Raw genomic sequence first — 18,387 nt, forward strand, 5'->3', positions numbered from 1 at the left:
GCATGATGGGTGGCGACTTCGACCGAACGGATGCCCTGCTGGCCGACATCCGTGATCTCGTGCGTCGCGCAGAGCTCATCACGCGTCGCGGCCGCGAGTCGTTCGTCCACCCGGCCCGTCCGGCCGGCCCGGCCGACCTGGCCCGTCGGCTCGAGGGGCGAGCCATCGTGATCGACGTTCAGACGGCCGTCCAGGCACTGCCCACGGCGTACCGCGATCGGTATCCGCTGGTGGCCTGGGAGAAGCTGCGGTTCCTCGCCGACTACCTCGCGGCCGCCCCCGACGTCGACTACGAGCTCGTCTGGGACGCCCTGGCGGAGGACCTGCCGGGGCTGGTCCGCCAGCTGGGCATCCGCTAGGCGAAAGCATCCGTTAGGCGAAAGCACCGAAAGAAGAAGCACTCGGACGCGACATCCGGGATCAGCGCAGCGGGAACACGATCCGGGTCTGCCACTTGGCGGGGTCCGGCTCGGTGTCGGGGCCGACCAGGTATTCCTCCCACATGTCCGGGGCCAGGTCCAGCTTCTGCTCCAGGAGCCACGTGCTGAGTTCGCCATAGGTCTGGGTGAGGGTGTCATAGGAGCCGGTGTGGATGGCCTCGATGGCCGGGCCACCCGGCAGCGTCTCGACGACCACCAGGGGTGTCGGCGTGACCGGGTGGGCCACGGGGAAACCCGCCGTCACGTCCACGGTGTCGGTGGGCATGCCGTGGTACATCGAGATCGGCGGACCGGCCGGGAAGGCGCCCTGCTTGCCCAGTTCGGCGGCCGCGGTGCCGAAGGCCCGCCCCATGAACTCGCTCATCGGGGTCATTTTGATCGTCTCGTGCACCCCGACCAGGGTGCGCGGCTCGAGTTCGACTCGTTCATGGGGTCCTCCAGGGCGGCGACAACGGATGCCGGCCTCGACCGAGGCCGACGGCACCCAATGTAGTCCCCGTTCAGGGCCGTCAGTAGGGCCCGCCGTGAGCCGCGTCTCGTTGACAGCCACCGCGGGGCGGCGTTACTTTGGTGGGGAATTCGCATAGGAGGCCGTCGTGCCCGATAGCTTGATTCCCCAGTTGATGACTCGCCTGCAGGGGCGGGTGATCACCCCTGTGGACAGGGACTACCAGATCGCCCGCCTCGTCTACAACAACCTGGTCGACAAGAGGCCCGCGGCCACTGTGCGCGTCTCCGGTGTCGACGACGTCGTCGGCGCCGTCAGGATTGCGCAGGAATTCGGTGTCGATCTCGCTATTCGCGGTGGCGGCCACAGCGCATCGGGCTTCGGCACCTGTGACGGCGGGATCGTCATCGATTTCGCCGACTACGACCGGGTACGAGTGAACCCCGTGACCGCTCGGGCGCGCGCGGAGGGCGGCGCCCGCTGGGCGGGCTTCAACCACGCCACTCATGCATTCGGCATGGCCACCACCGGGGGCCTCGACGGCGCGGAGGGAATCGCCGGGCCGACCCTGAGCGGCGGGATCGGCTACCTCGCCCGCAAATACGGTTTGAGTTGCGACAATCTGCTCTCGGCGGAGGTCGTGATCGCCGACGGGACCGTGCACACGGCCAGTGCGATCGAGAACGAGGACCTGTTCTGGGCCCTGCGGGGCGGCGGCGGCAACTTCGGGGTCGTCACATCGTTTGAATACCGGCTGCATCCGGTCGACATGGTGCACGCGGGCGTGATCTTCTACTCCATCGATGATTCCCGGACGGTGGCGGAGTTCTACCGGGAACACCTGGCGAGCGCCCCTAAGGAGTTCAGCGCGTTTCTCGGGTTCCACCTGTGCCCGGCGGCGTCCTACCTGCCTTCCGAACGGCACGGCGAACCGATGTGCGTCGTCGCGGGCATCTGGATCGGGGACCCCGCGGAGGGGGAGGCACGCTGGCAGCCCTACCTGGATGTCGCCCCGGTCGTCGGCGCCATGGTGCAGCGGATGCCCTAACGCCGAAGCCAACACGGTTTTCGGCGGGGGGCTGCGCTCGGGCCTGCATGTCTACGGGAAGGCCAACTTCCTGCCCGAGCTCAGTGACGGGGCCATCACCGCGTATCTGGACTTCGGCCGGATGGTGCCCACCCTGGACACGTCCGTTCATATCCATCCCATCGACGGTGCCGTTCAACGCGTCGGCCCGGAGGAGACGGCGTTCCCCTACCGGCACACGCGGTTCTCGCCGACGATCGCGTGCATGTGGGACGACCCCGCCGACAGCCAGGCGAACATGAAATGGGTGCGTGACTTCTGGACCGCGCTGCGGCCCTTCTCCGAACCCGACCGCTACATCCATTTCAAGGATTCGGAGGACCAGGTGCGCATCGCCGACACCTTCCGGGTCAACTACGACCGGCTGGCCACGGTCAAGGCGAAGTACGACCCGGAGAACGTCTTCCACCTCAACGAGAACATCAAACCGGTCGTGCCGCGATTCAGCACCTTCCACGATTCCACCACCTGATTCCGGCGGTCGTCCCGACCCGTCCTCGTCGTGGAGGAAGGCCCGATCAGGAGAGCGCCGGGATGATCGCGCCAGAGAAGACCTGCCAGGCCAGTGCGGTCTTGGCGACCAGGCTCAGCGTGATGTAGGCGCGCTCGCCGCGCAGGTATTCGCGCCAGCCGCCCACCTGCTTGTACTGCAGCACCTGGTTGACCGCGAACGTGTTGAAGAAGAGGAACAGCGAAATGATGATGCCGTACACGAAGGCCGGCGGCTCGGCCTCGCTGGTCGACCCCGGGGCGATGAAATAGATCAGGATGACGATCCACGGCACCACGCCCACCATCGCCCCGAAGATGAACGGCAGGAAGTTGCCGTTGCCGGGCGTCTCGTACTTCTCCTGCAACGCCCCGAACATGATCATGGCGGCGTTCACGGCGAAGATCGAGAAGAGGGCCGCGACATCCGTGATGCCGGTGATCTGCGCGATCAGCCAGATCATGATCGACGAGCTCAGGGAGTACTCGACCCAGCGGAAGTAGTTGTGGTTCTGCCGAAGTCCGGTCGCGTAGCGGGCGAAGAACCAGGGCGAGGAGATCAGGAAATGGAAGAAGGCCGACAGGGCCAGGAATGCCACCACGCCGATGCCGACGTTGACGTCGAACAGGGTCACGCGTTCGGGCGGCAGCGGAACCCCGGGAGGCCCGGCCAGGTAGTCGGCGGTGACGGCGAAGGTGACCTGGTCGCTCAGGAGAGTGAGGACATAGGCGAACCCGATCGCCTGCACCAGATGCAGGGAGCCGGCCACGATGTTGTACGCCCTGAGGCGGGAGATCGTCTGATCATCAGTGCGCACCTTGCGGGCCATCGGGGACTCCTTCACGGGTGGATGAGGCCGAGAATAGCAGGGCGTATTGTCGTTGCCCAGAAGGCGCGATGGACGTCTCAGACCATGCCGAGAGGCAGGTGGTCTCCGGCCGGCAGCTCCACCCGGATCGGGTCGCCGGGGGTGACCGTGCCGCCGCTGACGACGATGCCCATGATGCCGGCCCGTCGGGTCACCCGGCCCGCGTCATCCGTTTCGATCAGGGTCTTCATCAGGCCGCGCTGCAGCCCGTTGATCAGGGAACACGGGTTGCGCATGCCGGTGACCTGCACGACGGCGTCGGCACCGAGATGCAGCCGAGTGCCGAGGGGGAGGCCGAGCAGGTCGAGGCCGCGCGTGGTCACGTTCTCGCCCAGCTCGCCGGGCGCGAGGGTGAACCCGGTCTCGGCCAGGTCGTCGAACAGTTCCGCGGGCAGCAGGTGCACCTGGGTCAGGTTGGCCCGGCCGGGATCCTTCCGCACCAGGTAGCGGTGCGCGGTCGTGGCGCCGGCATGCGCGTCGCCCTCGACGCCGACGCCGCTGATCAGACGGATGTCCGGCACGACCGGCTTGCTGAACCGGTGCCGGTCGTCCCGGCTGACCGAGACCACCGCCCCGCGCGCATCCTGCATCATGTCCCCGAGTCTCGCATACGCCCGTGTTCGGTCAGCCGAGAATTCACTTAGACGATGTGGATTTTTTCCGGCGCAAACGTAGGCTGGCTTCGTGAAGGTCATCAGCTACAACCTCCGTAAGGACCGCGCGAGCGGCGAACTCATCGCTTTGTCGGAGCGCTACGATCCCGATGTCCTCTGCCTGCAGGAATGTGACACCCGCGAGCTGCCCGAAGAGATCGGCCTGCTGCACCTGGCCGATTCGACCGTGCGCAACCGGCTCGGCCTGGCGATCTACTACCGCAAGGACCGCTTCACGGCGGAACACACCAAGACCTTCGCGCTGAAGAAATCCCTGCATGACCGGCTGCTGACGCCCGCGCACGAGCGGCTGATCGGCACCCGGCTGACGGACCTCGCCGAGAACCGCGAACTCGTCGTCGCGTCCTTCCACGCCGCACCGCTTACCGCGCTGAACTCCCTGCGCCGCAACCAGATCCGGTCGGCCCACGAGGAGCTGAACATCCTCGGTCCCGGCCTGCCGACCCTGATGGTGGGCGACTACAACTACCCCATCTTCAAAGGCCACCTCGGCGACCAGGTGAACCAGTCCGGCTACGACCTCACCATGAGTGACACGCGCACCTACACCCGGTACAAGTTCTTCCGCGGGCACTTCGACCTGGCGACCTCCATCGGCCTGACCATCGAGAACGTCGAGACGCTGCCGATCGGCGACTCCGACCACATGCCCATCCTCGTCACGTCGTCGTACAGTGACGAACCCGTCAACCAGACGAACGTCCCGGCCAGCCTCGCCGAGTCGGAGCGGGCCCCGGGCGGCGACTTCAGTATCTGAGCCGGGGCCGGGGTCCCGCCGACGGCGCCGACCCTCCTATCGCGCCTATCGCGCCTATCGCGCCTATCGCGCCTGAGCGATGATGGCCTGGGCGATGGCCTTCGAATCGCTGGAAATCGACGAGACAAAGATGGCGTCCGCGCCGAGCGAGAACCAGAGGTCGCAATTCGGGCGACCAGCAACGCAATTCGACACGGCTTTCTCGCTTCCCGTCTGACCCATCAGCCGGTCGAGGTGCTCGTCGCTGTTCGGTCCGAGCCCGGCAGCAATGCGATCCACGATGGCTGCGTTGTCGAGCGCGAGAACGAAACTCGCCCTCGCGTCGAACCCTGCCTCCGCAAAACAGTCCACAAACCCCGCATCTGTGAGGGCCACGCTGTCGAGCGAGACGATGTCCGACGGCAGAGCGGCCGAGTCGGCATACTCACCAACGGTTGCCACTCCGAGCGCGGTGGCCAGCGCCGGAGCCTTGAGGAAGCTCGAGCAGGGCTCCACCAGAGGATCGCTCGCACGAGCCGGCGTCGCCGGCCAGTCGAGCTGCGGCGGAGTCGCGTTCGCAATGGTTGAGAACACGGCCGAGGCCGCCGGGTTGAGCTTCGCGAAGATATCCTCCTGCGACGATCCGACCAGGCTGTCTCCCACGCCGAACCCTGGATCGTGCACCATGACGCTCACCCAGGCGGAGCCGATGGGCGCCGTGGCCTTGCAGCCGGGATCGCCACAGGACTGCGCTCCGTCGAACACCGCGAACGGTGTTGTCGCCGTTGTTCCCGGTCCGTCGCCGAACGTGTACGAGGTCCATTTCTCGGCGGCGCCGGGCAAGACCTCGACGTCGAGCCAGGGGACCCCGGGTTCGCCGATGATTTTCGAGTAGCGGCCCTGGGACCCATCGGCCAGCCAGGCGCAGCGAATCCCTCCGGCTGCGGTCGATGCGGAGTCGTGCGGGGTGGGGTAGGACAGGAGACTCGCAAAATCGCTGGGTGTCGACGGTGACGCGAGGGCCGCATCCACGTCTGGCCCACCAACGAGTTCGGCACAGGTCAGGGGTGCGGCGGCCGCCGGAGTCGAGGCGGGAGCCTCACCGGCGCCGGGACCGGCCGACGAGCAGCCGGACAATGCAACGAGCGCTCCCGCGACCACAACGGCCGCACCCCAAGACAGTCTCATGGGCCGAAGCTATCAGCGCTTGGACCGGAAGCGGGACAGGTCGCGAGAACAGCCTGGCCCCGGCTAGCGCGATCCGCCGCGGGACCAGAGGAAGTGGGCGCGCACGGACAGTGCGCCTCCGATCAGGAGGGCCACCCCCGCGACCGACAAGAGCACGGTCAGGAACCGGTTCGCGGTGACCGCGTTCAGGATGACCAGCGCCACCGAGAAGGTGCTGAAGCTGAACCCGGCGATCGCGCAGGTATTGAAGGACCAGTTCTTCACGGGTTCGATGTCCAATCGGGTGGGAGACGTTCACAGCAACCGAACCAGGCTCGGGTGGCGGCCGGAATCGAGTCTGGCACACTCCCGTGGGCCGAACCCGAGCAGCCCGCAATCCCCGCCCGGCGCCTACCGGAAGCTCTCCGGCAGCACCACATTGCCGGGCGCCCCGCGAAACAGCGGCCCGATCTGCGCGGGCGTGTAGCCCGCGATCCCGCACCCGATCTCGGTGACCAGAAACCGCAGTTCCGGATGCTGCCCCGCGAACTCCAGAAACGTCGCCACCTCCGCCGCGATCACCTCGAGCCCGCTCATGGTGTCGATCGCGTAGGACTGGCCGTGCAGGCCGTGGCCTTCGCCCCAGACCGCGCCGAACTTCTCCTGCGCCGTCGCGGCCGCTCCGCCGAGGTGCATCCCGGTGGCATTCGATCCGAAGACGAAGACTTCGTCAGACGCAAGCTCGGTGATCATCATGCCCCGGAGTGTAGCCGGGACCTGCCCGCTGGCGTCGATCAGACCACGGGGTCCATCGAGTTGAGGTGGCAGGCGTCGTTCCACATCTGCAGCACCCGGGTCTCGCGTTCCCAGCCGAGGGTGGACACGGTCGCCGTGCCGAGGCTGAGGTGCCGCCCCGCGGCCGCGGGCAGACCCATCCAGCGGGCCGTCATGATTCGCAGAAAGTGCCCGTGGGCGAACACGGCGACGGGGCCGGGGGCGCCAAGGCAGCGTTCGATGGCGGTGTCGGCCCGCACGCCGACATCGTCGACGGTTTCGCCGCCGACGATGGGAGAGGTCCAGACCGACCAGTCGGGCTCCGCCTCGCGGATGTCCGCGGTCGTGCGGCCCTCGAAGACGCCGTAATCCCACTCGAGAATGTGTTCGTCGGGCATGCCCTTGCCAGCATATCCGGCCCGCTGCATGGTCTCCCAGGCTCGTGTGAGGGGGCTCGACAGCACCAGCGAGAAATCGCGGCCCTGCAGCATGCCGCCGAGGGCATCCGCCTGCTGTCGACCGAGATCGGTCAGCGGGATGTCGGTGCGCCCGGTGTGCCGGCCGGAGATGCTCCACTCGGTTTGCCCGTGCCGCACCAGCACGATGTCGTTCTTCCGGGCCGTCGGCATCATGTCAGGGCACCAGCAGGATCTTGCCCACGTGAACGGATGCTTCCAGCCGCCGGTGGGCCTGGGCGGCATCGTCGAAGGAGAAACGGCTGTCGATCACCGGGCGGAACCGGCCGGATGCGACCCAGGGCCAGACATCCGTTCTGACGGCCTGCATGATGGCGGCCTTCTCCTCGAACGGGCGGGAGCGGAGGGTGGTGCCCCAGTACCGGCCGCGTTTCTGCATCAGGTGGAACGGGTTGAAGATGGCGTCTTCGCCGCTCTGGTTGGCGATCACCATGATGCGCCCGTTCAGGGCCAGGGCGGCCACGTTGCGGGCGGCGTAGGAGCCGCCGATGATGTCGAGGATCACGTCGGCGCCGTGCCCCCCAGTCGCCGCGGCAATCTCGGCCGGGAAATCCTGCTCGCGGTAGTTGATCAGGATGTCCGCGCCCAGGTCCCGGCACACCGCGAGCTTCGCGGCCGACCCGGCCGTCACCGCCACCCGGGCACCGGCCAGCACGCCGAGCTGGATCGCCGTGGTGCCGATGCCGCTCGCGCCGCCGTGCACGAGCAGGGTCTCCCCGGCGGCCAATCCTGCGCAGAGGAACACGTTCGACCACACGGTCGCCAGGGCTTCCGGCAGGGCGGCCGCCTCGACGAGGTCCGTCGAGTCGGGGACGAGCAGAGCGAGGTCTTCGTGCACCACGGCCTCGGTGGCGTAGCCGCCGCCGGCCAGCAGGGCGCAGACCCGGTCGCCGACCTGGAACCGTGAGGCCTCGGCGCCGGTCCCGGTGACCGTGCCGGACACCTCCAGCCCGGGCCACTGCGGCGCCCCGGCCGGCGAGGGGTAGCTGCCCAGCCGCTGGGCGACATCCGCCCGGTTGACGCCGGCCGCGGCCACCCGAATCCGGATGTCGCGGGGCCCGATGGGCAGGTCGGCCACGGTCGTGAGGGTGAGGGTTTCGGGCCCGCCGGGGGTGTCTACCAGAATCGCGCGCATGCGTGCCATCCTACGAGCGCCGACCGTGACCTTTCCGGTCGAGAGTGACCGGCGGAACGGGCGCTCTCGACCGGAAAGGTGACATGACGGGGCAGATCGGGGACCCGCCGCCGGGCGACTGGGCGGATCCCGGGAACAAAACTACGATGGTCAGGGAGTCTCCTCGTTCGACCGCCGACACCAGCCGGCGCGTCGCGTTCACGGCTCGACCATCCGCAATGACGCGGAGATCACATATTTGATGGAGGCTGTTTTCAATGACGTCTGAGTCCACCCGTGCGATCCCGGCCCCGACAGGCAGCACGCTCGACGCTTTCATCTCCGACTACTACGAACACCTGGCCGGTGAAGACCGCCAGAACTCCAACGTGGAAACCCTCCACGAGCGGGCCGTCCACCACTGGCAGGTCGCCCTCAGCCGTACTCCCGGCACCCCGAACATCGAGGTCCATAACGAAGCCGGCCGCAGCGTCGTCTACATCGTCACCGACGACATGCCGTTCCTGGTCGACTCCGTCACCGCCGAGCTGGTGCGGCAGCACTCCGCCATCCACCTCGAGGTGCACCCGCTCCTCGTCGTGACCCGCGACCGGCACACGAACGAGCTGATCGGGGTCAGCCGTGTGCACGGCGGTGACGCCGCCCGGCCCGGCGACGTCGACGAGACCGTGAGCCAGGTCGAGTCGTGGATCGCGATCGAGATCGAGACCGCCAACGACGAGGCCCGGGCCAGCCTGGTCACCGGTCTCGCCAAGGTGCTCGGCGACGTGCGCGCCGCGAACGAGGACTGGCGGGCCATGCGAACGAAGGCCGTGCAGATCGCCGACGACCTCGGCCACGTCGCCCACGCCGAGGGCATCCAGGAGATCAAGCAGGCGCAGGACCTGCTGCGCTGGCTCGACCGCGACAACTTCACCTTCCTCGGCTACCGGGAGTACGACCTGGAGACCGTCGACGGCGAAGACGTGCTGACCATCCGTGAGGGCAGTGGCCTCGGCTTGCTGCGCTCGATGGAAGACGGCCACCAGATCCAGCACCTGACGGATGCCGGCCGGCACAAGGCGCGAGAACGCAGCGCCCTGGTGATCACCAAGGCCAACTCGCGGTCGAGCGTGCACCGGCCGGCGTACTTCGACTACATCGGGATCAAGAGCTTCGACGCCGACGGCAACGTGCGGGGGGAGCAGCGCTTCATCGGCCTGTTCGCCGCCACGGCGTACACGAGTTCGGTGCGGGACGTGCCGATCCTGCGCGAGAAGGTCGACGCGGTGATGGAGCAGGCCGGCTTCCCGCCCGGGTCGCACAGCGGCAAGGAGCTGCTCGGAATCCTGGAAACGTACCCCCGCGACGAGTTGTTCCAGATCGACGTGCCCACGCTGTTCACCACCGCGCTGGCCATCCAGCGGCTGCAGGAGCGCCGCCGCACCCGGCTCTTCCTTCGCCCGGATGTCTACGGCCGGTTCATGACCGCGCTGGTCTACTTCCCCCGCGACCGGTACACCACGGCCGTCCGTCTCCGGATCGAGAAGGAGCTGCGGGACACGTTCCACGCGGAGTCCGTCGACTTCGAGGCCCGGATGACCGAGTCCGCGCTGGCTCGACTGTTCTTCCGGATCCGGCTGCAGAAGAACGACACGGTCGGCGTCGTCGACACCGCCGCACTGGAACACCGCCTGGTGATGGCGGTGCGGTCCTGGCCCGAGGGGATCGGCGAGAAACTGCGCGAGAGCTACCCGCTGGATGAGGCGGAGCGCCTCGCCGAACTCTGGTCGGAGGCCTTCCCCGCCAGTTACCGGGTGGACTACGAGCTCGAGGAGGCTCTGGAAGACATCGGCCGATTCGAGGAGGGCGCCGCCGCGGCAGCCGCCGCGCGTGCCGTCGGCACTGAGCCGGCCAGGCCCGCACTTCACGTCTACCTTCCGACCGGCACGGGCGCCGGCGACACCGTCGCCGACGCCGACGATGGGAGCACCGCTGGGCGCGGCGCCGCCGAAGAGGATGCCCGGGTCAAGCTCTACCTGATGGAGCCCAAGAGCCTGAGCCAGATCCTGCCGTTCCTGCAGAACCTCGGCATCGAGGTTCTCGACGAGGTGCCCTTCGAGATCAGAACCGCCGACGGCCGGGACTTCTACCTCTACGACCTGGGCCTGACCTACCCGGCCGGCGTCGACCCGATCGAGACGGGCGCCCTGCTGGCCGACTCGTTCGGCGCCGCCGTCAGCGGAGCCACCGAATCGGACGGGCTCGACCGGCTGGTACTCAGGGAGGGCATGGCCTGGCACCGGGTCGTCATCCTTCGCAGCTACGCCAAGTACCTCCGCCAGGCCGGCAACACCAACTCCTACGGGTTCGTCGCGGACACGCTGCTCGCCAACCCCGCCGTCACCGGCGGCCTGGTGTCGCTGTTCGAGGCCCGGTTCGATCCGGATCTGGCCGAGGAGGAACGCACCAGCCGGGCGGCGCAGGTGCGCGAGCACCTGACCGTGGCCATGGAGCAGGTCACCACGCTCGACGCGGACCGGGTGCTGCGCACCCTGATCAACCTGATCGAAGCGACGCTGCGCACGAACTTTTTCCAGGGCAAGCCGTACCTGAGTCTCAAGCTCGACCCCACGGCGATCGAACTGCTGCCCTTCCCCCGGCCGCGCTACGAGATCTGGGTCTACTCCCCGCGGGTGGAGGGGGTGCACCTCCGCTTCGGCAAGGTGGCCCGCGGCGGTCTGCGCTGGTCGGACCGGCGCGAGGACTTCCGCACCGAGGTGCTCGGCCTGGTCAAGGCGCAGACGGTCAAAAATGCCGTGATCGTGCCCACCGGGGCCAAGGGCGGGTTCTTCGCCAAGAAGCTGCCCGACCCGGCCGTCGACCGGGCCGCGTGGATGGCGGAGGGCATCGAAAGCTACAAGACCTTCATCCGGGGACTGCTCGACCTCACCGACAACCTGGTCACGACCGCGGACGGCGAGCAGCTGGTGCCGCCCAGCCGGGTCGTGCGCCACGACGACGACGATTCCTACCTGGTCGTCGCCGCCGACAAGGGAACGGCCACGTTCTCGGACATCGCCAACGGGCTGGCCGCCGAGTACGGCTTCTGGCTCGGCGACGCGTTCGCCTCCGGCGGCTCGATCGGCTACGACCACAAGGCCATGGGCATCACCGCCCGCGGTGCGTGGGAGTCCGTCAAACGGCACTTCAGCGAACTCGGCGTGGACACGCAGTCAGAGGAGTTCACGGTCGTCGGGGTGGGCGACATGTCCGGCGATGTGTTCGGCAACGGGATGCTCCTGTCGCAGCACATCCGTCTCGTTGCGGCCTTCGACCACCGGCACATCTTCCTGGACCCGACTCCGGATGCCGCGGCCTCGTTCGCGGAACGACGGCGCCTGTTCACCCTCCCGCGTTCCTCCTGGGCGGACTACGACTCCAGCCTGATCAGCGCCGGCGGCGGGGTCTTCCCGCGCCAGGCCAAGGTGGTGCCGATCTCCGCCGAGGTGCGGGCCGCGCTCGGGCTGCCCGATGGCACCACGCGCCTCAGCCCGCCGGAACTGCTCCGGGCGATCCTGACGGCCCCCGCCGACCTGCTCTACAACGGCGGCATCGGCACCTACGTCAAGGCGAGCACGGAGACGGCCGCGCAGGTCGGCGACAAGGCCAACGACGCCATCCGGGTCGACGGCAGGGACCTGCGGGTCAAGGTCGTCGGCGAGGGCGGCAACCTCGGGCTGACCCAGCTCGGCCGGATCGAGGCGGCGCTGCAGGGCGTCATCCTCAACACCGACGCGATCGACAACTCCGCCGGGGTCGACTGCTCCGACCACGAGGTGAACATCAAGATCTTCGTCGACCGCATGGTCGCCGCGGGCAAGCTCTCCGAGGAGGAACGGTCGGAGTTCCTCGCCTCCATGTCCGACGAGGTCGCCCGCCTGGTGCTGGAGGACAACGTCGACCAGAACATCTTGCTGCTCAACGACCGCGCGAAGGTGGCCAGCTGGAGCCCCAGCTACGAACGCCTGATGGACTGGCTGGAGGCATCCGGCGACCTCAAACGCGACCTGGAGGCCCTGCCGACGACGTCGACTCTGCGCGAGCGCCTGGAAACGGGCCAGGGCCTGACCTCACCCGAGCTGAGCGTGCTGGCGGCGTACGCCAAGATCGAACTGGCCACGGCGCTGCGGGACAGCGACCTGGCCGACGACCCGTGGTTCCGCCGCACGCTGCGCCGGTACTTCCCCCGGCAGCTGTCCGAGCGCTTCGACGCCGAGCTGGACACGCATCCGCTCCGCCGCGAGATCATCGCCACGGTCGTTGCGAACGACATGATCAACCTCGGCGGGGTGACGTTCGCGTTCCGGGCGATGGAGGAGACCTCGGCGAACCAGGCCACGATCGCCCGGGCGTTCGTCGCCCTGCGCGAGATCTTTGAACTGGACGTGCTGGTCGAGGAGCTGAACGCCCTGCCGTCGTCGTTCCCGACCCGGCACTGGACGGCGATCCACCTGGACATCCGTCGCCTGCTCGACCGTGCCGTGCGCTGGCAGGTCAATCAGGGCGCATCGCGGCCCGTGGGCGACGTGGTCGCGCAGTACAAGCCGCAGATGGACCTGATGCGGGCGCACCTGGACGACTACCTCAAGGGCGGGGACCTGAAGCGGGTGCTGTCCCTGCTGGACACCGCGCAGGCGTGGGGCGTGCCCGAGAACCTCGGCCGCCGGTGGGCGGAACTCTTCGAGGCCTTCGCCCTGCTGGACGTGGCCACGATCGCCGCCCACACGGACGAGCCCATGACGGATGTCGCCGGGGTGTACTACACGGTGTACGACCGCTTCAGGGTGGACAACCTGCTCGAGCGCATCACCGTGCTGCCGCGCAAGGACCGGTGGCAGGCACTGGCCCGCGCCGCCCTCCGCGACGACCTGTACACGACCGTGGCCGACATGACCCGGGCCGTGCTCAGCGAAACGGACGCCGCCAGCGCCGAGGACCGCCTGCTCGCCTGGGAGGAACAGAACGCGGAACAGCTGGGCCGGGCCCGGAGCGTGTTCGAGGAGGTCAATGCCCTCGCCCAGGACGACATGGCGTCCCTGTCTGTGGTGGTGCGGCTGCTGCGCTCGATCGTGCGCCGGTGAGCCGAACAGTGGGCCGGCCCTCCTGAGCCGGCCCCGCGTCGCCGATCCCTGCCGCCGATCCCGCCCCTTCAAACGTCGGCCGTGTGGCTAACTCAGGAGAACCGTCTACCGGCGCCACACCGGCCGCGGAATCATGCGGCGAGTTGCGGCCCGACGGCGAGATCTCCTGAATTAGCCACAAGATACAGCCACAACAAACGGGCGTGACGGCCGACGGATGCCGCGGCATCCGTCGGCGGCATCCGCCTAGTGGCCGCGGGCGATCCACTCGTCGAGGTGGGCCGCCTCGGCGCCGATCGTCGTGGACTCGCCGTGGCCGGTGAGAACGACGGTCTCCGCGGGCAGCGTGAGCAACCGACTGCGGATCGACGTGATGATCGTGGGGAAGTCGCTGAAGGAGCGGCCGGTTGCGCCGGGGCCGCCGTGGAAGAGGGTGTCGCCGCTGAACACGGTGCCGAGCGCGGGCGCGTAGAAGCAGACCGCGCCGGGGGAGTGGCCCGGCGTGTGCAGCACCTGGAGGTCGATCCCGGCCACCTCGATCAGCTGGCCGTCTTCCAACGGTCGGCTCGGCGGGGCATCCGGGTAGACCCGGTCCCACAGCATCATGTCGTCCGGGTGCAGGTAGGTCGGCGCGGTGTGCGCCTTTTGCACGTCGGCGACGGCGCCGATGTGGTCGTCGTGCGCGTGCGTGCAGAGGATGCCGACGAGCTTGCGGTCGCCGATGGCCGTCAGGATGGCGTCACCGGAGTGGGCGGCGTCGATCACGACGCACTCGTCGTCGTCGCCGACGATCCAGACGTTGTTGTCGACATCCCAGGTGCCGCCGTCGAGGCTGAAGCTGCCCGAGGTGACGAGGTGTTCGATCCGGGCGGCCATCAGAGGACCACGACCGAGCGCAGCACGTCGCCGCGGGCCATCTTCGCGAAGGCCTCCTCGATGTGTCCGATGCCGATGCGCTCGCTGACGAATTCGTCCAGCGGCAGCCGCCCCTGCAGGTAGAGGTCGGTCAGCATCGGGAAGTCGCGCTCGGGCAGGCAGTCCCCGTACCAGGAGGACTTGAGCGAGCCGCCGCGCCCGAACACGTCCAGCAGCGGGATCTCGAGCATCATCTCGGGCGTCGGCACCCCCACCAGCACGACGGTGCCGGCCAGGTCGCGGGCGTAGAACGCCTGGCGCCAGGTCTCGGGGCGTCCGACCGCGTCGATCACGACATCCGCTCCGAAGCCGCCGGTCAGGGCCTGCACGGCCGCGACCACGCCGTCCTCGTCCAGGTCGGAGGAGTCGATGGAGTGGGTGGCGCCGAGGGTCTGGGCGATCACGAGCTTCTTGGCGTCGCGGTCGATCGCGATGATGACGGATGCCCCGGCGAGCCGGGCCCCGACGATCGCCGCGTTGCCGACGCCGCCGCATCCGATCACGGCGACCGAGTCGCCATGGCTGACGTTGCCCGTGTTCATGGCCGCTCCGATTCCGGCCATGATGCCGCAGCCGAGCAGGCCCACGACGGCGGGGTCTGCTTTCGGGTTCACCTTCGTGCACTGCTTCTCGTGCACGAGGGTCTTCTCGGCGAATGCCCCGAGGCCGAGGGCCGGGCTGAGCTCGGTGCCGTCGGTGAGGGTCATCTTCTGGTCGGCGTTGAAGGTGTTGAAGCAGTACCAGGGCTCGGCGCGCTTGCAGGCCCGGCAGTCGCCGCAGACCGCGCGCCAGTTCAGCACCACGAAGTCGCCCACCTCGACGTGGGTCACGCCGGCGCCGACAACGCTGACGCGTCCGGCGGCCTCGTGCCCGAGCAGGAACGGGAACTCGTCGTTGATGCCGCCCTCGCGGTAGTGCACGTCGGTGTGGCAGACGCCGCAGGTCTCGATGTCGACGATGACCTCGCCCGCACCGGGGTCAGGGATCACGATGTCGACGAGCTCAACGGGCGCGCCCTTCGATCGTGCGATGACGCCTTTAACGGTGGTCGACATGGGACTCCTCTGAATTGGTGCCGGTAGTGGACATTGGTGCCGCTGGCCGGGGGTGGAACCCGTCCACACTACCCAACCTCCCCGCCCCCGCCCTGTGTAACCAATTCGACGGAGATTTTGCCGAAAATGAGCCGTTTCGCCTCCTGCGCACGGTTTTAACGCAGAATCTCCGTCGAATTCGTTAGGGGCGGGTCCCTCGCAGTCCTTGCCGGGGCAGGGGCGGCGTTCTACGCTCGCTGCACGGGGGACATCCGCCCGCCCGGAGCTCACGACGCGACGAAGCCAAGAAGAAGTGAAGGAGAGTCCGATGGCACTCAAGTTCGGAGTACTGGCCCTGGTGGAAGCGAAGCCGGGCAAGGAGCAGGACGTGTGGGACTTCTTGGAGGCGGGCCGCGCGGTGGTGGACGAGGAGCCCCAGACCCGCACCTGGTACGCCTTCCGGGTCGACGAGAAGACGTTCGGCATCTTCGACACCTTCGAGACCGAGGAGGGCCGACAGGCTCACCTGGGCGGTGCGATCCCCGCAGCCCTCGCCGAACACGGGCCGAGCCTGCTGGCGAATGATCCCGACATCCGTCTGATCGAGCTGATCGCCGTCAAATAGACGGAGCCGTCAACCCGGTCAGAGGAACTCCTGGCAACCGTCGCACCACCAGCCACCGCCGGCCGGGGCCATGGGGGTGAAACAGGAGACACAGGTCGGAATCGGCAGGATGTCGTTTTCTATTGCGTGGGGCATGTGGGGCGTGGCGTCGATTCTGCTGGCGAGTTCCCCGGCCCCGAAAAGGGCATTCGCTCATTACCATGTTAGGCAGATGAACCTGAACCTGTCCAGAGACTCGGCGGGGTACGTGGCACAAAGAACGGATGCCGTCAGCGCGGCAGCACGCTCGCCGGCAGCTCCCGCAGGAAGATCTTTGCGGTCGTCGGTCCGATGCCCTTGAACGCGACGAGTGTGCGGGTGAGCTCCTCCCGTGACGCCGCCGCGCGCACCATCCCGCCGACCGACCCGTGCTCGGCGGCCACGCTTCGCATCACCTCGTGCAGCTCGTCGGTCATGATGTAGTCCAGCCGCGCGTAGTGGCCCTCGTCGAGCAGGGCCCGGAGGCCCTCCCGGTCGTAGCGGGCGAACTCCTCCGGGGCGGTCAGGCCGTGGGAGATCAGCACCCCATAGGTGCGGGCGGCGACCTCCTGCTGGATGGGACGGCCGAAGAGCACACTGGCCAGGAACCAGCGGAAGAGCTGGTCTTCGGCCCCGTCGGACAGGTCGAGGCCGAGGTCGGCGGCGGTCATGTGTGCGGTCACGCCCCCTGTCTACCCCTCAGGCGATGGCGATGGTGACGAAGGGGGCACGGGTCGTTCGAGCAGACGTTCGACCAGGGTCTTCAGTTCACCGATCTCGAGCTTCAGGGCGTCGAGCTTGTCCTCGCTGACGTCGAGTTCGGCCTTGATCTCCTCCTCGGCTTCCCGGCTCGCCGACGCGAACCAGGCGGCGATGAACGCGGTGAGGGTGCCGATCAGGGCGATGCCGGTGGCGACCAGACCGACCGTGACGAGTCGTCCTTCGGCCGTCACGGGGTACAGGTCGCCGAATCCGACCGTGGCCATCGTGATGAACGACCACCACCACCCCTCCCAGACGGAGTGGATGTTGGCGCCCGGGGCGCCCCGCTCGGCATCCGTGACCGCGAGGCCGGCGATGAACCAGACCGAGACCGCGGTCACGGCCGCGTACGTCATCACCCGGTTCTTGAGCTTCTTGCTCAGGCGCCGGGCAGAGAGGATCACGATCGACAGCACGCGCAGCGCCCGGAGCGGCCGGAACAGCGGCAGGGCGACGGCCACCAGATCGAGCAGGTGGGTGCGGATGAACTTCAGGCGCCCGCGGGCGAGGCTTAGCCGCACGGTGAAGTCGAGGGCGAAAGCCGCCCAGGTGGCGATCTCGACCCACTCGAGCAGCAGGCGCCACCACGAGCCGATCTCGGGCGCGATGATCGGGGTCGCGTAGGCGAAGAGGAAAGCGAACCCGAGCCAGAGGAGGGGCGCATCCGTCGCCCGTTCCCACCGTTCGCTCCTGGTCATCGTCGACTGCCCCACAGTTCCAACTTAGCTCGCCCAGCGGCGCCGGATCGCCCGACCCGCACCGACCCGCACCGACCCGACCCGCAGCGACCCGCACCGACCCGCCCTGCCGGCCTCGCCCTCGAAACGGTGACGGTCCGCCGGTTTCTGACTAGTGTCACCAGCGAAAGCAACGGAGGGCGCGATGAGTGCAGATAAACCGGTCCGGGTGATCGTCGGAGTGACGCACAGGCAGCCGGATGCCGTCGTGCTGGAGGCCGCCGTCTTCGCCTCCCGCTTCCAGGCCGAACTCGTCTGCGCCACCGTCGAGGCGACCCGGTACATGGTGGTGGAGCATGCCGACGGCAGCATGAGTTCCCTCCCGTTCGACCCTGACACTCCCGAGCTGACCGAAGAGAGGTTCGATCCGCGCCTGGCCGCGCACCTGGCGGAGATCCTCGAGGGGGCCGGGGTCGTCTGGTCGACCCGTGCGCTGGCCGGCGACCCGGCTCGCGCCCTCGGCCATCTGGCCCAGACCCTCGGGGCGGCCATGATCGTCGTGGGCACCCGGGAGTCCAATGTGCGGTCCACCCTGGCGAAGTTCATCAGCGGTTCCGTCGCCGTGCGGCTGGCTCACCGGCAGCACCGGCCGGTGGTGGTCATCCCGCTCGCTCCCGTCCCCTTCGAGGAGCCTCTCCCTTGGGAGGGCGGCTGAGGCCATGGCGCCTGACACACCGGATGCCAGCGACCGGGTGCTCGACCTCATGCGGGTCGTCTGCGTTCTGCCGGTGGTGCTCGGACACCTGCTCATGATGGGGGCGACCCTCCGCCCGGGCGCTGGCCTGCGGCTCGACAACGTGCTGGCGGCCCAGCCGTGGCTGCCCCCGGTGACCTGGGTCGCGCAGATCATGCCGCTCTTCTTCATCATCGGGGGGGGG

20 protein-coding genes and 1 pseudogene are annotated in these 18,387 nt (G+C 68.3%); 9 read left to right on the forward strand and 12 right to left on the reverse strand.

Features of this window, described 5'->3' with window-relative positions; translation table 11 throughout:
• The first annotated feature begins 2 nt into the window (after window positions 1–2).
• Window positions 3–359: a hypothetical protein gene (locus tag E3T42_RS04845; protein ID WP_134365075.1), complete on the forward strand. Its 357-nt coding sequence runs from the start codon at window positions 3–5 to the stop codon at window positions 357–359.
• Between the two features lie 61 nt (window positions 360–420).
• On the opposite strand, the gene E3T42_RS04850 is transcribed toward E3T42_RS04845, so the two are convergent.
• On the reverse strand, window positions 421–990 hold the full coding sequence (locus tag E3T42_RS04850; RefSeq protein ID WP_370261755.1) for a GyrI-like domain-containing protein: 570 nt from the start codon (window positions 988–990) through the stop codon (window positions 421–423).
• A 46-nt stretch (window positions 991–1,036) separates the two neighbouring features.
• Between E3T42_RS04850 and E3T42_RS17225 the strand changes: the two genes are divergently transcribed.
• Window positions 1,037–1,936, forward strand: coding sequence for an FAD-binding oxidoreductase (locus tag E3T42_RS17225; protein ID WP_241975844.1), 900 nt, complete (start codon window positions 1,037–1,039; stop codon window positions 1,934–1,936).
• Entirely contained in the window at window positions 1,893–2,447 is a 555-nt protein-coding gene (locus E3T42_RS17230; RefSeq protein ID WP_241975845.1) for a BBE domain-containing protein, read from the forward strand. The genes E3T42_RS17225 and E3T42_RS17230 overlap by 44 nt, the downstream gene beginning before the upstream one ends.
• A 46-nt stretch (window positions 2,448–2,493) precedes the next feature.
• On the opposite strand, the gene heR is transcribed toward E3T42_RS17230, so the two are convergent.
• Together heR and E3T42_RS04865 are read right to left on the reverse strand one after the other, a co-directional pair.
• Window positions 2,494–3,294 (reverse strand): heliorhodopsin HeR, encoded by an 801-nt coding sequence (gene heR / locus E3T42_RS04860; protein WP_134365074.1) that lies wholly within the window; start codon window positions 3,292–3,294, stop codon window positions 2,494–2,496.
• A 77-nt stretch (window positions 3,295–3,371) separates the two neighbouring features.
• The gene (locus tag E3T42_RS04865; protein WP_370261760.1) at window positions 3,372–3,926 is read right to left on the reverse strand and encodes an MOSC domain-containing protein; all 555 of its coding nucleotides are present in this window, start codon (window positions 3,924–3,926) and stop codon (window positions 3,372–3,374) included.
• Between the two features lie 91 nt (window positions 3,927–4,017).
• On the opposite strand from E3T42_RS04865, the gene E3T42_RS04870 reads away from it, so the two are divergent.
• Window positions 4,018–4,764, forward strand: coding sequence for an endonuclease/exonuclease/phosphatase family protein (locus E3T42_RS04870; protein WP_134365073.1), 747 nt, complete (start codon window positions 4,018–4,020; stop codon window positions 4,762–4,764).
• A 63-nt stretch (window positions 4,765–4,827) separates the two neighbouring features.
• Here E3T42_RS04870 and E3T42_RS04875 read toward each other — a convergent pair whose 3' ends face one another.
• Window positions 4,828–5,439 (reverse strand): hypothetical protein, encoded by a 612-nt coding sequence (locus E3T42_RS04875; protein ID WP_134402581.1) that lies wholly within the window; start codon window positions 5,437–5,439, stop codon window positions 4,828–4,830.
• Here E3T42_RS04875 and E3T42_RS04880 point away from each other — a divergent pair.
• The gene (locus E3T42_RS04880; RefSeq protein WP_134365071.1) at window positions 5,429–5,638 is read left to right on the forward strand and encodes a hypothetical protein; all 210 of its coding nucleotides are present in this window, start codon (window positions 5,429–5,431) and stop codon (window positions 5,636–5,638) included. The genes E3T42_RS04875 and E3T42_RS04880 overlap by 11 nt on opposite strands.
• A gap of 356 nt (window positions 5,639–5,994) precedes the next feature.
• On the opposite strand, the gene E3T42_RS04885 is transcribed toward E3T42_RS04880, so the two are convergent.
• The 4 genes from E3T42_RS04885 to E3T42_RS04900 form a co-directional block, all read right to left on the reverse strand.
• Complete coding sequence (locus tag E3T42_RS04885; protein WP_134402582.1) at window positions 5,995–6,210, reverse strand: hypothetical protein; 216 nt, start codon at window positions 6,208–6,210, stop codon at window positions 5,995–5,997.
• Between the two features lie 111 nt (window positions 6,211–6,321).
• On the reverse strand, window positions 6,322–6,666 hold the full coding sequence (locus E3T42_RS04890; protein WP_134365069.1) for a hypothetical protein: 345 nt from the start codon (window positions 6,664–6,666) through the stop codon (window positions 6,322–6,324).
• A gap of 38 nt (window positions 6,667–6,704) precedes the next feature.
• Complete coding sequence (locus E3T42_RS04895; RefSeq protein ID WP_241975846.1) at window positions 6,705–7,316, reverse strand: histidine phosphatase family protein; 612 nt, start codon at window positions 7,314–7,316, stop codon at window positions 6,705–6,707.
• 1 nt (window position 7,317) lies between these two features.
• The gene (locus tag E3T42_RS04900) at window positions 7,318–8,295 is read right to left on the reverse strand and encodes an NAD(P)H-quinone oxidoreductase (protein ID WP_134365068.1); all 978 of its coding nucleotides are present in this window, start codon (window positions 8,293–8,295) and stop codon (window positions 7,318–7,320) included.
• 257 nt (window positions 8,296–8,552) lie between these two features.
• Here E3T42_RS04900 and E3T42_RS04905 point away from each other — a divergent pair, with 257 nt between their 5' ends.
• Window positions 8,553–13,418, forward strand: a complete 4,866-nt coding sequence (locus E3T42_RS04905; protein WP_134365067.1) for an NAD-glutamate dehydrogenase — start codon at window positions 8,553–8,555, stop codon at window positions 13,416–13,418.
• A gap of 246 nt (window positions 13,419–13,664) precedes the next feature.
• On the opposite strand, the gene E3T42_RS04910 is transcribed toward E3T42_RS04905, so the two are convergent.
• The gene (locus E3T42_RS04910; RefSeq protein ID WP_134365066.1) at window positions 13,665–14,294 is read right to left on the reverse strand and encodes an MBL fold metallo-hydrolase; all 630 of its coding nucleotides are present in this window, start codon (window positions 14,292–14,294) and stop codon (window positions 13,665–13,667) included.
• Complete coding sequence (locus tag E3T42_RS04915) at window positions 14,294–15,388, reverse strand: S-(hydroxymethyl)mycothiol dehydrogenase (RefSeq protein WP_134402583.1); 1,095 nt, start codon at window positions 15,386–15,388, stop codon at window positions 14,294–14,296. Before E3T42_RS04915 ends, E3T42_RS04910 begins: the two co-directional genes overlap by 1 nt.
• A gap of 307 nt (window positions 15,389–15,695) precedes the next feature.
• Here E3T42_RS04915 and E3T42_RS04920 point away from each other — a divergent pair, with 307 nt between their 5' ends.
• Window positions 15,696–15,992, forward strand: a complete 297-nt coding sequence (locus E3T42_RS04920; RefSeq protein ID WP_134365064.1) for a putative quinol monooxygenase — start codon at window positions 15,696–15,698, stop codon at window positions 15,990–15,992.
• 269 nt (window positions 15,993–16,261) lie between these two features.
• Here the strand turns inward: E3T42_RS04920 and E3T42_RS04925 are convergent, their stop codons facing one another.
• Complete coding sequence (locus E3T42_RS04925; protein ID WP_134365063.1) at window positions 16,262–16,693, reverse strand: DNA methylase; 432 nt, start codon at window positions 16,691–16,693, stop codon at window positions 16,262–16,264.
• A gap of 9 nt (window positions 16,694–16,702) precedes the next feature.
• Window positions 16,703–17,470, reverse strand: a complete 768-nt coding sequence (locus E3T42_RS04930; protein ID WP_134365062.1) for a potassium channel family protein — start codon at window positions 17,468–17,470, stop codon at window positions 16,703–16,705.
• A 184-nt stretch (window positions 17,471–17,654) separates the two neighbouring features.
• Here E3T42_RS04930 and E3T42_RS04935 point away from each other — a divergent pair, with 184 nt between their 5' ends.
• Both E3T42_RS04935 and E3T42_RS04940 read left to right on the forward strand, forming a co-directional pair.
• Window positions 17,655–18,164, forward strand: a complete 510-nt coding sequence (locus E3T42_RS04935; protein WP_134365061.1) for a universal stress protein — start codon at window positions 17,655–17,657, stop codon at window positions 18,162–18,164.
• A 4-nt stretch (window positions 18,165–18,168) separates the two neighbouring features.
• A pseudogene (locus tag E3T42_RS04940) lies at window positions 18,169–18,387 on the forward strand (acyltransferase); the annotation flags it as partial.

The sequence above is a fragment of the Cryobacterium sp. TMT4-10 genome, assembly GCF_004403275.1.
Classification (GTDB): Bacteria; Actinomycetota; Actinomycetes; order Actinomycetales; family Microbacteriaceae; genus Cryobacterium; species Cryobacterium shii.

Coding starts and splice junctions, on each gene's coding strand:
- E3T42_RS04910 (WP_134365066.1), bottom strand. CDS start 14,294: ATGGCCGCCCGGATCGAACACCTCGTCACCTCGGGCAGCTTCAGCCTC.
- E3T42_RS04845 (WP_134365075.1), top strand. CDS start 3: ATGATGGGTGGCGACTTCGACCGAACGGATGCCCTGCTGGCCGACATC.
- heR (WP_134365074.1), bottom strand. CDS start 3,294: ATGGCCCGCAAGGTGCGCACTGATGATCAGACGATCTCCCGCCTCAGG.
- E3T42_RS04880 (WP_134365071.1), top strand. CDS start 5,429: ATGACGCTCACCCAGGCGGAGCCGATGGGCGCCGTGGCCTTGCAGCCG.
- E3T42_RS04920 (WP_134365064.1), top strand. CDS start 15,696: ATGGCACTCAAGTTCGGAGTACTGGCCCTGGTGGAAGCGAAGCCGGGC.
- E3T42_RS04890 (WP_134365069.1), bottom strand. CDS start 6,666: ATGATGATCACCGAGCTTGCGTCTGACGAAGTCTTCGTCTTCGGATCG.
- E3T42_RS17230 (WP_241975845.1), top strand. CDS start 1,893: ATGTCGCCCCGGTCGTCGGCGCCATGGTGCAGCGGATGCCCTAACGCC.
- E3T42_RS04930 (WP_134365062.1), bottom strand. CDS start 17,470: ATGACCAGGAGCGAACGGTGGGAACGGGCGACGGATGCGCCCCTCCTC.
- E3T42_RS04905 (WP_134365067.1), top strand. CDS start 8,553: ATGACGTCTGAGTCCACCCGTGCGATCCCGGCCCCGACAGGCAGCACG.
- E3T42_RS04900 (WP_134365068.1), bottom strand. CDS start 8,295: ATGCGCGCGATTCTGGTAGACACCCCCGGCGGGCCCGAAACCCTCACC.
- E3T42_RS04935 (WP_134365061.1), top strand. CDS start 17,655: ATGAGTGCAGATAAACCGGTCCGGGTGATCGTCGGAGTGACGCACAGG.
- E3T42_RS04895 (WP_241975846.1), bottom strand. CDS start 7,316: ATGATGCCGACGGCCCGGAAGAACGACATCGTGCTGGTGCGGCACGGG.
- E3T42_RS04915 (WP_134402583.1), bottom strand. CDS start 15,388: ATGTCGACCACCGTTAAAGGCGTCATCGCACGATCGAAGGGCGCGCCC.
- E3T42_RS04865 (WP_370261760.1), bottom strand. CDS start 3,926: ATGATGCAGGATGCGCGCGGGGCGGTGGTCTCGGTCAGCCGGGACGAC.